13 protein-coding genes are annotated in these 15,733 nt (G+C 63.5%); 9 read left to right on the top strand and 4 right to left on the bottom strand.

Annotated elements, in window-relative coordinates; all coding sequences use genetic code 11:
- Positions 1 to 28 precede the first annotated feature (28 nt).
- Positions 29 to 874, bottom strand: a complete 846-nt coding sequence (locus C7G41_RS06680; protein WP_106941817.1) for a prephenate dehydratase — start codon at positions 872 to 874, stop codon at positions 29 to 31.
- Positions 875 to 895: 21 nt separating this feature from the next.
- The gene (locus tag C7G41_RS06685; RefSeq protein WP_106941818.1) at positions 896 to 1,636 is read right to left on the bottom strand and encodes a 3-deoxy-manno-octulosonate cytidylyltransferase; all 741 of its coding nucleotides are present in this window, start codon (positions 1,634 to 1,636) and stop codon (positions 896 to 898) included.
- 233 nt (positions 1,637 to 1,869) lie between these two features.
- Here C7G41_RS06685 and C7G41_RS06690 point away from each other — a divergent pair, with 233 nt between their 5' ends.
- The 6 genes from C7G41_RS06690 (at position 1,870) to C7G41_RS06715 (ending at position 10,360) form a co-directional block, all read left to right on the top strand.
- Positions 1,870 to 2,424, top strand: coding sequence for a cytochrome c family protein (locus tag C7G41_RS06690; protein ID WP_106941819.1), 555 nt, complete (start codon positions 1,870 to 1,872; stop codon positions 2,422 to 2,424).
- Between the two features lie 210 nt (positions 2,425 to 2,634).
- On the top strand, positions 2,635 to 4,536 hold the full coding sequence (locus tag C7G41_RS06695; protein ID WP_106941820.1) for an extracellular solute-binding protein: 1,902 nt from the start codon (positions 2,635 to 2,637) through the stop codon (positions 4,534 to 4,536).
- Positions 4,537 to 4,550: 14 nt separating this feature from the next.
- The gene (locus tag C7G41_RS06700; protein ID WP_106941821.1) at positions 4,551 to 6,431 is read left to right on the top strand and encodes an extracellular solute-binding protein; all 1,881 of its coding nucleotides are present in this window, start codon (positions 4,551 to 4,553) and stop codon (positions 6,429 to 6,431) included.
- Entirely contained in the window at positions 6,428 to 7,537 is a 1,110-nt protein-coding gene (locus C7G41_RS06705) for a microcin C ABC transporter permease YejB (RefSeq protein ID WP_007605353.1), read from the top strand. The genes C7G41_RS06700 and C7G41_RS06705 overlap by 4 nt, the downstream gene beginning before the upstream one ends.
- Complete coding sequence (locus C7G41_RS06710; RefSeq protein ID WP_106941822.1) at positions 7,537 to 8,718, top strand: ABC transporter permease; 1,182 nt, start codon at positions 7,537 to 7,539, stop codon at positions 8,716 to 8,718. Before C7G41_RS06705 ends, C7G41_RS06710 begins: the two co-directional genes overlap by 1 nt.
- Before the next feature lie 4 nt (positions 8,719 to 8,722).
- Positions 8,723 to 10,360, top strand: coding sequence for an ABC transporter ATP-binding protein (locus C7G41_RS06715; protein WP_106941823.1), 1,638 nt, complete (start codon positions 8,723 to 8,725; stop codon positions 10,358 to 10,360).
- A gap of 6 nt (positions 10,361 to 10,366) precedes the next feature.
- Here C7G41_RS06715 and C7G41_RS06720 read toward each other — a convergent pair whose 3' ends face one another.
- Together C7G41_RS06720 and C7G41_RS06725 are read right to left on the bottom strand one after the other, a co-directional pair.
- Positions 10,367 to 11,233 carry an NlpC/P60 family protein gene (locus C7G41_RS06720; RefSeq protein ID WP_106941824.1) on the bottom strand — a complete coding sequence of 289 codons (867 nt, stop codon included), beginning with the start codon at positions 11,231 to 11,233 and terminating at the stop codon, positions 10,367 to 10,369.
- Positions 11,226 to 12,599 carry a M17 family metallopeptidase gene (locus tag C7G41_RS06725; RefSeq protein ID WP_106941825.1) on the bottom strand — a complete coding sequence of 458 codons (1,374 nt, stop codon included), beginning with the start codon at positions 12,597 to 12,599 and terminating at the stop codon, positions 11,226 to 11,228. The genes C7G41_RS06720 and C7G41_RS06725 overlap by 8 nt, the downstream gene beginning before the upstream one ends.
- A 202-nt stretch (positions 12,600 to 12,801) precedes the next feature.
- Here C7G41_RS06725 and C7G41_RS06730 point away from each other — a divergent pair, with 202 nt between their 5' ends.
- The 3 genes from C7G41_RS06730 (at position 12,802) to C7G41_RS06740 (ending at position 15,699) form a co-directional block, all read left to right on the top strand.
- Positions 12,802 to 13,005 (top strand): hypothetical protein, encoded by a 204-nt coding sequence (locus tag C7G41_RS06730; protein ID WP_018454690.1) that lies wholly within the window; start codon positions 12,802 to 12,804, stop codon positions 13,003 to 13,005.
- Positions 13,006 to 13,289: 284 nt separating this feature from the next.
- Complete coding sequence (locus tag C7G41_RS06735; RefSeq protein ID WP_106941826.1) at positions 13,290 to 14,792, top strand: metallophosphoesterase; 1,503 nt, start codon at positions 13,290 to 13,292, stop codon at positions 14,790 to 14,792.
- A gap of 94 nt (positions 14,793 to 14,886) precedes the next feature.
- Entirely contained in the window at positions 14,887 to 15,699 is an 813-nt protein-coding gene (locus C7G41_RS06740; protein ID WP_106941827.1) for a tetratricopeptide repeat protein, read from the top strand.
- Positions 15,700 to 15,733 lie beyond the last annotated feature (34 nt).

Below are 15,733 nucleotides of genomic sequence, written 5' to 3' on the forward strand. Positions count from 1 at the left end.
TCGCGCTTCGCGCGTCCGGGACATGAAACTATTCCATCGTCGCGCGGAACGGGTGACCCGGATACACGCCGACGATGCGGAATTCGCGCGAGAAGAATTTCAGCTCCTCGATCGCAAAAGCAAGGCCCTTGTCATCAGGGTGGCCGTCGACGTCGGCGTAAAACTGGGTGGCGAAGAAATTGCCGTCGACCATGTAGCTCTCGAGCTTGGTCATGTTGACGCCGTTGGTGGCAAAGCCGCCGAGCGCCTTGTAGAGCGCCGCCGGCAAATTGCGCACCCGGAACACAAAAGTCGTGACCAGCGGACCGGAGCCCTGTGCGGCCCATTTCGGTTCGCGCGCCAGCACCACGAAGCGCGTGGTGTTGTGGGCCTCGTCCTCGATGTCCTCAGCCAAAATGTCGAGGCCGTAGATCTGCGCGGCGAGGCGCGAGGCGATCGCGGCGACGGACTTGTCGTTACGCTCGGAAATGTCGCGGGCGCTGCCGGCGGTATCGGCGTGCACGATTGGCTTGATGCCGAGCTTGCGAATGATGCGCCGGCATTGGCCGAGCGCGTGCACATGGCTCTCGACGCTCTTGATGTCCTCGAGCCTGGTCCCCTTCACGGCCATCAGCTGATGCCGGACCGGCAGAAACCATTCGCCGATGATGAAGAGGCCGGAGGCCGGCAGCAAATGATGGATATCGGCGACGCGGCCCGCGACCGAATTCTCGATCGGGATCATGCCGAGATCGGCCTCGCCCGACGAGATCGCCGACAAGGCGTCCTCGAAGGTGGCGCAGGGCATCGGCTCGGCGTCGGGATAGGCCTCGACGATGGCGATGTGGGAATTGGCCCCAGGCTCGCCCTGGAATGCGATTTTCAGCTTGCTCATGCTCGGCCTTGTAACAGCGGCTCAGGATTTGGAAAGGATGCTGCGGGCGGTTTCCAGGTCCGCCGGCGTGTCGACCCCGCGGGGCACGGTATCGACGATGGTGAAGTCGATGCGCATTCCGGCCTCGAGCGCCCGGAGCTGCTCGAGCTTCTCCTGCAATTCCAGCGGCGAAGGCGGAAGCCGGACGTAGCGCTCCAGCGCGGCGCGGCGATAGGCGTAGAGGCCGATATGGTGGTAACGTGGGCCGTCGCCGGTCGGCGCGGTCGCGCGGGTGAAATAAAGTGCGCGCATGCGTCTGCCGCCGAGCGAGGTTCCGATCGCCTTCACGACGCTCGGCGCGAGGTCCTCCTCCTCGGTGTGAATTTGCGAAGCCAGCGTTGCGATATCCACGGCGGGGTCTTGCAGCGGCGGCAGCACCTCGCGGATGTTGTCGATCGTGATCGTCGGGAAATCGCCCTGGAGATTGACCACGATCTCGGCCTTGCCGTCCGGATCGAGCTTCTGCATGGCCTCGTGGATGCGGTCGGAGCCGGAGGGGTGCTCCGCGCGGGTCATCACGGCCTCACCGCCATGGGCGGTCACGACTGACGCGATCTCCGCGGTGTCGGTTGCGACTGCGACCCGGCCTATCCCGGCGGCCTCGGCACGGCGCATCACGTGCACGATCATCGGCTGCCCCGCGATATCGGCGAGCGGCTTGCCGGGCAGGCGGGTGGCGGCCATGCGGGCCGGAATAAGCACCAGGATGCGGGGATCGATCATTGGTTCAAGGGCCTGGGTTCAAGGGCCTGGAAACGGGGCGTTTTCCGCGCCGGGAAATGGGGTGGGGACGGGCGTGAAGCCCGCTCGCTTATACGGGTTGCCAGACCCCGGGCAAACCGATATCTCAATAGCAAAACTCGGGGAAACAATAAGGAACGTTGATTCTCCGAGGCTCGTCCTGGCGGCCGCATTGGGCCGCTCGATCCTTCTTGCGGTGTGGGGCCTGGCCGGAAATGGACTCTTTCGAACTGAACAAGATTCTCGGTGCTGTGCTCGGCACCTGTCTCTTTCTGCTGGTGACGAGCTTTACCGCGAGTGCGCTGTTCTCGCCCAAGATGCCGGAAAAGCCGGGCTTCGAGATCGCCGTGAAGGAAGACGCCGGTCACGGCAAGGAAGGCGGCGCTGCCGCCGCGGCTGCCGAGCCGATCGAAAAGCTGCTCCAGACCGCCTCGGTCGAGAAGGGCGCTTCCGCCGCCAAGAAATGCGGCGCCTGCCACACCTTCGAGAAGGGCGGCCCGAACCGTGTCGGTCCCAACCTCTATGGCGTCGTCGGCGAGGTGAGGGGCGAGGGCCGCAACGGCTTCAACTTCTCGGCCGCAATGAAGGCCAAGGGCGGCACCTGGACGTTCGACGATCTCAACAAGTTCATTGCCAGCCCGAAGGGCTTCATCCCGGGGACCGCAATGGGCTTCGCCGGCATTCCCAAGGATTCCGAGCGCGCCGACGTCATTGCCTATCTGAATTCGCTGTCGGAGCATCCGCAGCCGCTGCCGACGGCCTCGAAATAAGGGCCTCGAAAACCCTCTTGGAATAAACGGCCAGGCTGAAAAGCCTGGCCGTTTGCTTATCCGGGCCTCGCGGCGTTGTTATCGGGGCGTTTGGCCGCAGCGATCGGCCAGCCGGCCTTCCAAGATGAGGAAAAAGCAACATATTCCGTCGAAACCTCGCCTATATTGGGACCTTAAAGGAGTAGCCTCCTTCAAGACAGGAATGTTGATTTGGCCATTACCCGACGCGATCTCCTGCTCACTGGCACCGCTGCCGCAGCGCTCCCCGCCCTTGGTTCCGTAGGGGGCCTTCCCGTCGTCGGCGCGGCACACGCGCAATCCGCCAGCGAACTCACCTGGCGGCACGCGCTGTCGCTGTTCGGACAGGTCAAGTATCCCGCGGACTTCAAGCGCTTCGACTACGTCAATCCGGAAGCGCCCAAAGGCGGCGTCGCGCGCCAGATCGCCGTCGGCACATTCGACAATTTCAACATCGTCGTCTCCGGTGTGAAGGGGCAGGTCGCCGGTGCCGTGGCATTCATCTACGAATCCCTCACGACGGCCTCGCTCGACGAAGTCTCGACCGAGTACGGCGCGCTGGCCGAGGCCGTCAGCCATCCGGACGATTTCTCCTTCGTGACTTACCGCTTGCGGTCGCAAGCCAAATGGCATGACGGCAAGCCTGTAACCGCAGACGACGTGATCTTCTCGCTCGATTCCTTCAAGAAGCACCACCCGCAATACTCGGCCTATTACAGCCATGTGACGAAGGCCGAGAAGGTCGGCGAGCGCGAGGTGAAGTTCGTGTTCGATGCGCCGGGCAACCGCGAATTGCCGCAGATCGTCGGGCAGCTCACGGTCCTGCCGAAGCATTGGTGGGAGGGCACGGATGCGCAGGGCCGCAAGCGCGATGTCTCTGCCACCACACTCGAAGTGCCGCTGGGTTCGGGCCCCTACAGGGTCAAGGAATTCGTTGCCGGACGGTCGATCGCGCTGGAGCGCGTCAAGGATTATTGGGGGCGCGACCTCGCGGCCAATGTGGGCCGTAATAATTTCGACGAACTGCGCTACGAGTATTTCCGTGACGCCACAGTGGCGATCGAGGCTTTCAAGGCCGATCAGGTCGATTGGCGCACCGAGAACAGCGCGAAGAACTGGGCAACGGCCTACGACTTCCCGGCTGTCACCGAAAAGCGCGTCCTCCTCGAGGAGTTCGCCAATCGAAGCTCGGGAGTCATGCAGGCCTTCGTGCCAAACCTGCGCCGTGCCAAGTTCAAAGATCCGCGCGTGCGACGCGCGCTCAATTACGCGTTCGACTTCGAGGAAATGAACAAGCAGATCTTCTACGGCCAGTACAAGCGCGTCAGTAGCTATTTCGATGGCATCGACGAGCTGATGGCGAACGGTTTGCCGCAGGGAAAAGAGCTCGAGATCCTCGAGACCGTGCGCGCCGAAGTCCCGCCCGAAGTCTTCACCACGGCCTATACCAATCCGGTCGGCGGCAGTCCGGAAGCCGTGCGCGACAATCTGCGCGAGGCGCTGCGCCTGTTCAAGGAAGCCGGCTACGAAGTGCGCGACCGCAAGCTGATCGACGTCAAGACCGGTGCCCAGTTCTCCCTGGAATTGCTGAACTCAGATCCGAGCTTCGAACGGATCACGCTGTTCTACAAGCCGTCGCTGGAACGGCTCGGCATTGCCGTCAGCGTGCGGACGGTCGATCCGACCCAATACGAGAACAGGACTCGCGAGTGGGATTTCGACATCGTCACTAACTCCTGGGGCGAGTCGCAGTCGCCTGGTAACGAGCAGCGCGAATTCTGGTCCTCGAAGACGGCCGACATCGCCGGTTCACGCAATATTACCGGCATCAAGAACCCGGCGGTCGACAAGCTGATCGAGCGGGTGATCTACGCCAAGGGGCGCGACGATCTCGTCGCGGCAACCAAGGCACTCGACCGCGTGCTGCTGTGGAATCACTACGTCGTGCCGCAGTGGACTTATACGAAGGTGCGCACCGCGCGCTGGGATCGTTTCGGTCGACCGGCGGAATTGCCCAAATACGGCCAGTCCGGCTTCCCGTTCATCTGGTGGTACGACGCGGAAAAAGCGGCGCGGATCGCGAAGAAGTCGTGAGGGGCATTTCTCGCATGGCGCAGCTTTCACGCCGGCATGTGCTGGCCTTGGGTGCCGGTGGCGCGGTCAGCGCCGCCTGGCTCCGGGGCGCTGCAGCGTCCGAGATGCCTGCCGAGGCCCACGGCATGTCGGCCTTCGGCGACCTCAAATATCCCGCTGATTTCCACCACTTCGACTACGTCAATGTCGATGCGCCGAAGGGCGGCACTTTCTCGCTGATCCCGTCGGTGCGGGCCTACAACCAGTCCTACCAGACCTTCAACTCGCTCAATGCCTTCATCCTCAAAGGCGATGGCGCGCAGGGCATGGACATGACCTTTGCGCCGCTGATGCTGCGCGCCAATGATGAGCCGGACGGGATGTACGGGCTTGCCGCCAAGTCTGTAAATATATCGGCAGACGGGCTGGTCTATCGTTTCACGATGCGGCCCGAGGCGAAATTCCACGACGGCACCAAGCTCACCGCGCACGACGCGGCGTTTTCGTTGACGTCGCTGAAGGCCAAGGGCCATCCGCTGATCATCGTGCAGATGCGCGACATGGTCAGCGCGGAAGCCGTTGACGATGCGACACTGGTCGTGACCTTCGCCAAGGGACGTGCGCGCGACGTGCCGCTCTATGTCGCGAGCCTGCCGATCTTCTCGAAAGCCTACTATGCCTCCCGTCCGTTCGACGAAACGTCGCTCGATATTCCTTTGGGCTCGGGCCCGTACAAGGTCGGCAAGTTCGAGGTCAATCGCTACATCGAATACGAGCGCGTCAGGGATTGGTGGGCTGCCGACCTGCCCCCTTGCCGCGGCAGCTACAATTTCGACGTCGTGCGCTACGAATTCTATCGCGACCGGGATGTCGCTTTTGAAGGTTTTACCGGCAAGAACTATCTCTACCGCGAGGAGTTCACGGCTCGTATTTGGGCGACGCGCTATGACTTCCCCGCAGTGAAGGACGGTCGCGTCAAGATGGAGGTCGTGCCCGACGACACGCCCTCCGGGGCGCAAGGATGGTTCATCAACACGCGGCGCGACAAGTTCAGGGATCCTCGCGTGCGGGAGGCACTGATCGACGCCTTCGACTTCGAGTGGACCAACAAGACCATCATGTACGGCGCATATGCCCGCACGGTGTCGCCGTTTCAGAACTCGGACCTCATGGCGAGCGACGGGCCTCCGCCGCCGGAAGAACTGAAGCTGCTGGAGCCGTTTCGCGGCCAGGTTCCCGACGAGGTGTTCGCCGCACCGTTCACGCCGCCGGTCTCGGACGGTTCCGGTCAGGACCGCAGCCTGTTGCGCAGGGCGCAGCAATTGCTCAGCGACGCCGGCCTGCCGATCAAGGACGGCAAGCGGATGCTGCCGAACGGCGAGATCTTCAGGATCGAATTCCTGTTGGACGAGCCTTCGTTCCAGCCGCACCATGGGCCCTACATCAAGAATCTCGCGACGCTCGGCATCGAAGCGAGCGTGCGCCTTGTCGATGCCGTGCAATACAAGGTGCGCCAGGAAGATTTCGACTTCGATATGACGACCCAGCGCTTCAGCATGTCGGCAACGCCGGGTGACGCCATGCGCTCGTTCTTCTCATCGCAGGTCGCCGCAACCAAGGGCTCGTACAATCTCGCGGGCGTCGCCAATCCGGCCATCGATGCCATAATCGAGAAGATCATGGCGGCCGACAACCGCGAGGAACTGACCGTCGCCTGCCGCGCCTTCGATCGCCTGTTCCGGGCCGGCCGTTATTGGGTGCCGCACTGGTATAACAAGACGCACCGGCTTGCTTATTGGGACCAATTCGGCCGTCCGCAGAAGCCGCCGCGTTATGCCAACGGCGTCGGCGCTCCCGACATCTGGTGGTACGATGGCGGCAAGGCCGCGAAGCTCGAGCAGGCGAAACAGCCATGAGCGCCTATATCGCCCGCCGCATCCTGCTGATGATCCCGACCTTGCTGGGGATACTCTTCGTCTCCTTCATCGTCGTGCAGTTCGCGCCGGGCGGCCCTGTCGAGCGTGTGATCGCGCAGCTCTCGGGCGCCGACACCGGCGGAACCTCGCGCATTTCGGGCGGCAGCGACTTTGCGCAGCGCGCCCCGGGGCAGTTGGGCGCCGGCGGCGATGCCATCAATTCGAAGTATCGCGGCGCGCAGGGCCTCGATCCCGATTTCATCAAGAAGCTGGAAGTGCAATTCGGATTCGACAAGCCGGCCCCGGAGCGCTTCGCGCTGATGGTCTGGAACTTCGCCCGCTTCGACTTCGGCAAGAGCTATTTTCGCGACGTCAGTGTCCTGCAGCTCGTCAAGGAGAAGTTGCCGGTCTCGATCTCGCTCGGCATCTGGCTGACGCTGCTGACCTATCTGATCTCGATTCCGCTCGGCATCCGCAAGGCGGTCAGGGACGGGACGCGGTTCGACACCTGGACGTCGAGCGTGCTCGTGCTCGGCTATGCCATTCCCGGCTTCCTGTTCGCGATCCTCCTGATCATCCTGTTTGCCGGCGGTTCGTTCTTCAACTGGTTCCCGCTGCGCGGACTGACGTCGGACGGCTGGTCGCAGTTTCCGTGGTACTGGAAGATCATCGATTACTTCTGGCATTTGACGCTGCCGCTGATCGCCATGGGGCTCGGTGCGTTCACCACCATGACGTTCCTGACCAAGAACTCGTTTCTGGACGAGATCCGCAAGCAATACGTGATGACCGCACGCGCGAAAGGCTGCAGCGAAAATCGGGTACTCTATGGTCACGTCTTCCGCAACGCGATGCTGATTGTCATCGCCGGCTTCCCCAGCACCTTCATTCACGCCTTCTTCTCGGGCTCGCTTCTGATCGAGACGATCTTCTCGCTGGACGGGCTGGGGCTGCTCAGTTTCGAGAGCGTTCTCAATCGCGACTACCCCGTGGTGTTCGGTACGCTCTTCATCTTCTCGCTCGTCGGCCTCGTCATCAACCTGATCTCTGACCTGACCTATATGTGGATCGATCCGCGGATCGATTTCGAGGCGCGGGAGGTCTGATGACACTGGCCGCCCCTACCACGCCGATCGAAACCACTGCGAAGTCGCCGCTCGGCGATGCCGTGCCGATCACGCGCAAACCGTTCGTGCCGTCGCCGCTCAACAGGCGGCGCTGGCAGAATTTCAAGGCGAACCGGCGCGGCTATTGGTCGTTCTGGATCTTCATGATCCTGTTTGTGGTGTCGCTGTTCGCCGAGCTGATCGCCAACGACCGGCCGTTCCTGATCAAGTATGATGGCCACCTCTATTGGCCGTCCGTCGTCACCTATTCGGAAACCACTTTCGGCGGCGACTTCGAAACGGCGGCCGACTATCGCGATCCCTATTTGCAGAAGCTGATCAGAGAGAAGGGCGGCAGCATCGTCTGGCCGCTGATCCGCTATTCCTACGACACCCACAATCTCGATCTGCCGACGCCGGCGCCGTCGCGGCCGACCTGGATGTTGACGGAAGCGCAGTGCAAGCCTGTGGTCGAGAAGAAAGGCCTCAAGAGCTGCCGCGATCTCGAATACAACTGGCTCGGCACCGACGATCAGGGCCGCGACGTGGTGGCGCGGCTGATCTACGGCTTCCGCATCTCGGTGCTGTTCGGCCTCTGCCTGACCATCGTCTCCTCCGTCGTCGGCATCGCGGCCGGCGCGGTACAGGGCTATTTCGGCGGCTGGATCGACCTGTTGTTCCAGCGTTTCATCGAAATATGGACCGCCATCCCTTCGCTCTATCTGTTGCTGATCCTGTCGTCGGTGCTCGTGCCAGGTTTCTTCGTGCTTCTCGGCATCCTGCTGTTGTTTTCCTGGGTGTCGCTGGTCGGACTCGTGCGCGCGGAATTCCTGCGCGGGCGCAATTTCGAGTACATCCAGGCGGCACGTGCGCTCGGCGTGTCGAACAAGGTCATCATGTTCCGGCATCTGTTGCCGAACGCGATGGTCGCGACCATGACATTCCTGCCGTTCATCGTGTCGAGTTCGGTGATGACGCTGACGGCGCTCGACTTCCTGGGGTTCGGACTGCCGCCCGGCTCGCCGTCGCTCGGCGAGCTGCTGTCGCAGGGCAAGTCCAACGTGCAGGCGCCCTGGCTCGGTTTCTCCGGCTTCTTCTCGGTCGCAATCATGCTGTCGCTCTTGATCTTCATCGGCGAGGCCGTGCGCGACGCCTTCGATCCACGCAAGACGTTCAGGTAAGCCAATGGACGCGATCAACCAGCCCCTGCTCAGCGTGCGCGAGCTCTCGGTGGCCTTCCACCAGGGCGGCGCCACCACGCTCGCCGTCGACAAGGTCTCGTTCCAGATCAGGCGCGGCGAGTGCCTGGCGCTGGTCGGCGAGTCCGGTTCCGGCAAGTCGGTCAGCGCGCTCTCGATCCTCAAGCTCTTGCCCTATCCGAATGCCTCGCATCCCTCGGGCAGCATCCACTTCAAGGGACAGGAACTGATCGACCGGACGGAGCAGGAGATGCGGGAGATTCGCGGCAGCGACATCTCCATCATCTTCCAGGAGCCGATGACCTCGCTCAATCCATTGCACACGATCGAGGCGCAGATCGGCGAGATCATCCAGCTACACAATCCGACCAGCAATGCCGAGGCGCGCAGGCGTACGCTGGAATTGCTGACGCAGGTCGGCATTCCCGAGCCTGAAACGCGGCTGAAGAGCTATCCGCACCAGCTCTCCGGCGGCCAGCGCCAGCGCGTGATGATCGCGATGGCGCTCGCCAACGAGCCGGACCTCCTGATCGCGGACGAGCCGACTACGGCGCTCGACGTCACCGTGCAGGCGCAGATCCTGACGCTGCTCGCAGAGATCCGCGGCCGGCTCGGCATGAGCCTGCTCTTCATCACCCACGATCTCGGCATCGTGCGCCGCATCGCCGACCAGGTCTGCGTCATGAAGGGCGGCGAGATCGTCGAGCAGGGGCCGGTCGAGCAGGTCTTCAAGAGCCCGAAGCATCCCTATACGCGTGACCTGCTCGCCGCGGAACCGAAGCCGGATCCAGCGCCACCGCAGCCGAATGCGCCGGTGGTGATGTCGGCCGACGACCTGAAGGTCTGGTTCCCGATCAAGCGCGGGTTGATGCGCAAGACGGTCGGTCACATCAAGGCGGTCGACGGCGTCAGCATCGCCGTGCGCAAGGGCGAGACGCTCGGCGTTGTCGGCGAGTCCGGCTCGGGCAAGACCACGCTGGGGCTCGCATTGCTGCGGCTGATCTCCTCGAACGGGCGCATCGTGTTCCTGGGAAAAGATATCCAGGGCCTTCGCTTCAAGGAGATGCGGCCGTTCCGGCGCGACATGCAGATCGTGTTCCAGGACCCGTTCGGCTCGCTCAGCCCGCGCATGTCGGTCGCCGACATCGTCGCCGAAGGCCTCACCGTGCATCAGCCGCAGCTTTCGCGCGGCGAGCGTGAGGAGCGCGTCGTCAAGGCGCTCGAGGACGTCGGACTGAAGCCGGATACTCGCCATCGTTATCCGCATGAATTCTCGGGCGGCCAGCGCCAGCGCATCAGCATCGCCCGGGCGGTGGTGCTGGAGCCGGATTTTGTCGTGCTGGACGAGCCGACCAGTGCGCTCGACATGCTGATTCAGGCGCAGATGGTCGATCTGCTGCGTGAATTGCAGCGCCGGCGCGATCTCACCTACATGTTCATCTCGCACGATCTCCGCGTCGTCGCCTCGCTCGCAAGCCATCTGATCGTGATGCGCGGCGGCAAGGTGGTCGAGGAAGGCCAAGCCGCCGAGCTCTTCAAGAACCCGAAGACGGATTACACGCGCGCGCTGTTTGCGGCGGCGTTCCGGCTGGAGACGGCGGGGAACGGGTCGGCGGCGACATAGCGTCCGTCAGAGCCGCTTGATCGCGGTGACCTCGCTGCCGGCTTGCTTGATCCGCGCAATCGCCGGTCCGACCGGCTCGATCACCGTTGCCATGTGATGCGCATTGGCGTGAACCATGGTGCTGCCATCGCGGACGATGGCGACATGCCCCTTCCAGAAAATGAGATCGCCGCGCAGCAAGCTGCTCTGCTCATGCGGCTCCAACGCGCGGCCGAGCCCGGCCTGCTGCATGTCGCTGTCGCGCGGGCAGCCGATGCCCGCCGATGTCAGTGAGACCTGGACGAGGCCGGAGCAATCGACGCCAAGGCTGCTCTTGCCACCCCAGAGATAGGGCGTGCCGACGAAACGCTCGGCGACGCTGACGAAATCAGGCTCGCGATGACCGAGCGGGACGAGATGAGCCTTAGGCAGATATTGTCCGTGGCGCGTCACGGCGAAGGCGCCGTCCTCGCGTGCAACCGCGATCTTCGACCCCAACACCAGCGTGTCAGCCGGCGGCAGTTTGATCGAGGGACCGGGGAAGGCAAAGGTTCGTAGCGCACCGACCATATGGGTCGGGGCAGCCAAGGGCTTCATGAGCGCTGCATCCGGCAGCCAGCCGACATAGCCGTCACCGGAAAGCTGACCCCAGGCCCAGCCTTCGCCGTTGCGGTCGTAGACCGTGACGCGCTCGCCGCGCAACGCTTGTGTCATGAGCATCGCGTTCGACGTCGGCTGCTCGCGCACAGACGCGATCGCCTCGGCTATCTCGAATTCCTCGCCCGTGACGAAACGATCCGCCTGCACCTTGCCTTCGAGATATTTCGCGGCGAGGTCGCTCCGCGCCGGCGTCAGCCTCAAATCGTATCCTGGATCTCGTCCTGGATCAGGCATAGCGCTCGCTCAGCAATGTGTAGATCGCGCGCGCGGCCTGGCATTCGCCGCCCTCGGGGCGTGCGGGCTTCGCCGACGGCGTCCAGCCGTAGATGTCGACATGCAGCCAGCTCCTGGCCTGTTCGACGAAGCGTTGCAGGAACAGCGCGCAGATGATCGAGCCGGCAAAGCCGCCGGACGGTGCGTTGGTGATGGTGGCCGTCTTGGAGTCCAGCCACGCATCGTAAGGCGGCCACAGCGGCATGCGCCACAGCGAATCGTTCTCCTTCGCCGCGCATCGTGCGACGTCGGCGGCAAGCGTCTCATCATTGGTGTAAAAGGGCGGTAAATCCGGCCCCAGCGCGACGCGTGCCGCTCCCGTCAGCGTGCCGAGATCGATCAGCAGGTCCGGCTTTTCCTCGTCCGCCAGCGCCAGCGCGTCGGCGAGCACCAGCCGGCCCTCCGCGTCCGTATTGCCGATCTCAACCGTGATGCCCTTGCGCGAGGTGAAGATGTCGAGCGGGCGGAAGGCATTGCCCGCGACCGCGTTCTCCACGGCCGGAATCAGCACCCGCAGCCGCAACTTCAGCTTCGCATCCATTACCATGCGCGCCAGCGCCAGCACGTTGGCGGCGCCCCCCATGTCCTTCTTCATGATCAGCATGCCGCTCGAAGGCTTCAGGTCGAGGCCGCCCGTATCGAAGCAGACGCCCTTGCCGACCAGCGTCACCTTGGGATGAGCGGGGTCGCCCCAGCCGATGTCGATCAGCCGCGGCGCGCGGCTAGATGCCATGCCGACGGCGTGGATCAGCGGAAAATCCGTCTTCAAGTCATCACCGATGGTGCAAGCAAAGCTTGCTCCGAATTCGGCGGCGAGATCTTGCGCGGCTGCGGCCAGCTCCTCCGGCCCCATGTCGTTGGCCGGCGTGTTGATGAGGTCGCGCGCCAGCATGGCGGCGTCTGCCATGCGGTTGATCTCGGTCGCATCGACGCCGTCGGGCGGCACGAGGCGGACCTCGGGGCGATCGGCCTTGCGGTAGCGGGCGAAGCGGTAGCTGCCGAGCGCGAAGGCGAGTGCGGCGAGCCGTGCATCGTGCGGCGCATTGGCGAAGCGATAGATGCCCGGCGGCAGCAGGCCGGGCAGGGCGCCCGGTCGGAACAGGTCGCGCGATCTTGCGCCTTCGTCCTCGAGCCCGAACAGCACTTGCGCGATCGCGCCATCGGGCGCGGGCAGCACGAGATAGCCGCCCGGCTTTGCGGTAAAAGCGCTCGCAGCGGCGAACTGGCGTTGCGCCGCCGGCAGCCGCTCGGCGACCTGATCCCAGCTCGACTTGGTGACGAAGGTGATCGGGATGGCGGTAGGCGACGTCTCGAAGACAGAAGGCATTGGCGGGTCCGGATCGTCGGATCGAGCAGGTCATACGAACGGACGAGATTTCGCAGAGTTTTGCCGCCGCTGCAATCAGCATTGCTGCCACCGTTCAGCGATCCGCTACTCGCAGCAAGGGGGCCATGCTAGGTTCCGGCAACGGCCGTCAGCTGCGGAGATCTCCGGCGGCCGACGACAAAGCCGGCCGGGAGGAAATGCAATGGAATTCGTGTGGAGCGTGGTCACATTCATCGGCCAGGCGGTCGAGGCGATTTTTGGCTATGTCGAGCATCATCATTGGATATTCGCGTTCCTTGCCGGCGGTTACGTCTTCTATCTCCACGACCGCTCCGTTCACGCGCGGTTCGATGCACTGGACAAGCGCATTGACGAAATCCGCAAGCGGCTCGCCATCGAATATTGAGGGGTGAGCGAAACCGTCATCGGGCGGGCCCCGTATCTCATGCCAAGGACCGCGGTTCACACGAGCGGCCGCAGGGCTTTACTAGCGCTGCGGTTGTGGCATTATTGACCAATATTTTAGATTGTGCCGTGCGGTTCTGCACGCACCGAGCGCAACAACGGGGCATGCGGTCGATTTTTACCCCGGCTCATCATGGCTCGGATTGATACCGGACTGAACCTGATCGTCGAAGGCATTTTTCTCATCGTTCGGGCGGCGCGGCATTCGCAAATGAGCGGCGCAAAATGGATAGATCGTTCGTCATCGTACAGATTTCCGACCTGCATCTGGACGGGTCGGGTCGGCTGCTTGCGACGATCGAGACGCTCAATGCCGCAATTCGCGAGAGGATGGCGGACTTCGCGGACATTCCCGATCGCATCCTGCTGATCACCGGCGATCTCGTGGACGACCCGACGCCACCTGCGCTCGACGAAGCGCTCGCCGTCATTGCGTCCTTCCGGCAGACCGGGCTGTTCACCGACATCCAGGCAATTGCCGGCAATCACGACGTCAAGCGCCCGAGCCAGCGTGCAGGCCGCCACGATGTCTATGATTACCTGCATTTGCCGCGGACCTCGAAGAGCGTCTACTACCGTCAGGCCGGCCTCGATCTGGTGCTGCTGGATTCCAACCGCGCGAGCCTCACGACGCTCGCGAGCAACAACATCGACCAGAGCGCCTATAACGCCATGGTTTCGGATTCCGCGCGGCTGAGCGTCGAGCTCGCGGGCAGCCTCGGGGCGGGCGGCCGCGCCGATTATGCCGAGCCGGCGGAAAACCTCGTGCGTGTGCTGGCGCTGCACCATCATCCACTGCCGCAGGCGACCGGAGAGGGAAAGCGGTTTCTCGGAGTGCCCGACGAACCGTTGATGTATCTCGCCGCGCCCGCAACCTTTCTCGAAGCAGCGACGTCGCTCAACGTCGATCTGGTTCTGCACGGACACCGGCATGTCGAAGGACTGACGCGCTATTCGATTCCCGATCCGCGCGCCACGTCGAGCGAGAGCGATGAAACATTCTGGCGCACGATCTACGTCTTGTCCTGTCCATCATCGACCGGGCAGGCCGGTGACGACGCCGGGTTCAACGTCATCCATTTCGGCCCGATGTCCCATGGTGGCCGCACCGAGTATCGCTTTGCGATCGCCCGCTACTCACGCCCGCGCAAGGATGGTGTCTTCAGGTCGCTCGATTCCAACCTGCCGCACGGCGTCGTCAGGCTGCCGGCTGGGCGCGATTTTTCCCGAGATCCGGCCGTCCAGTCGGGCATCGAGATCGACGCATGCACGACGCTGAAACGGGATCAGGTCGCAGCATTCGCTCGCCGGCTCCTGCTGCGCCGCGCCTTCTACGCCGACGGCGAGGCGGCTTGGGCCGATTTGCTCCACGTTTATCTCGTGACCTCCCACGCCTGGGCCGATCTCGAAAGCAAGTTCTCGAGATCCGCACGCAAGCATGACGTCGAAGCTGCGGCCGTGGTGACATCGCTACTACGCCGGTTGATCGAGCAATCCGCAAATGTGCTCGGCATCGACGACGTTCAGCTCGACGAGCTCCACGCGAGGCGTCTGGTCAATCGTGACGATCTTCGGCGCGAATTGCCGAGGGCGGCGCGTCCGGGCATCGATGTCGAGATCGAGACGCGGCAACGACTGCAATTGCTGCGGGACCTGAACGAACAGGCGAAGGCGCTCGGCCTCGATGCGGGTCTCGGCGGCGTGGTGCCGCCGCAGGCGCCGCAGTGACGGGAGCGGGTCCGAGGCATTAACCGGCCGTTAGGGTTAACAGTCTATTGCTGGCGCGTTCGGCTCGATCAATCAGCTCGAGAGTCAAAGCGTCATGCGTCAACGGTTCAGTCTTGTCCGGCTTCTTGCGTCCACCTCGCTGGTCGCGGCGGTGGCCATGGGCCTCGGCGGCTGCACGGCGATGTCGAAACTCTCCGACGTCACGGGCTCGGTCGAGCCGCGGGCGGAAGCCGCTCCCACCGATCCGGCGCGTGCTGCCGAAGTCTATGGCGAGCGCTACCGTGCCAACCCCAAGGACGCCGACGCGGCGCTTGCCTACGGTCAGGCCTTGCGCGCCAACGGCCAGCGCGCCCAGGCCGCCGCCGTGCTCGAGCAGGCGACCATCGCCAATCCGGGCAACAGGGCGCTGATGGCCCAATACGGCCGCGCGCTCTCCGACAACGGCAATTTCCAGCAAGCCTTCGACGTGCTGACGAAGGCGCATTCGCCCGACAACCCAGATTGGCGGCTGCTCTCGGTGCAGGGGACCGCGCTCGATCAGATGGGCCGTCACGAAGAAGCACGCGCCTATTATGCGAGCGCGCTCAAGATCGCGCCTGGCGATCCCGGCGTGCTCTCCAATCTTGGCCTGTCCTACATGTTGTCGAGAGACCTACCGAAGGCTGAAGACGCGCTGCGGCAAGCCTATGCCTCGCCCCGCGCAAACGCGCGGGTGCGGCAAAATCTGGGTCTGGTCGTCGGTCTCCAAGGCCGCTTCGCTGAAGCCGAGACCATCGTGAAGGCCGACCTGCCGCCGGAGCAGGCTGCGGCCAATGTCGCCTATCTCAAGGAAATGTTGACCCGCAGCGACGTCAGGCGGGGTACGCCGAAGCGGACTCCGGTCGCTTCGCTCGGCCAGCCCGACTGATCAGACGCAATCGTCCAATCTTGAAGGCAGCCGC

It is taken from the genome of Bradyrhizobium sp. MOS002, from assembly GCF_003020115.1.
Classification (GTDB): domain Bacteria; phylum Pseudomonadota; class Alphaproteobacteria; order Rhizobiales; family Xanthobacteraceae; genus Bradyrhizobium.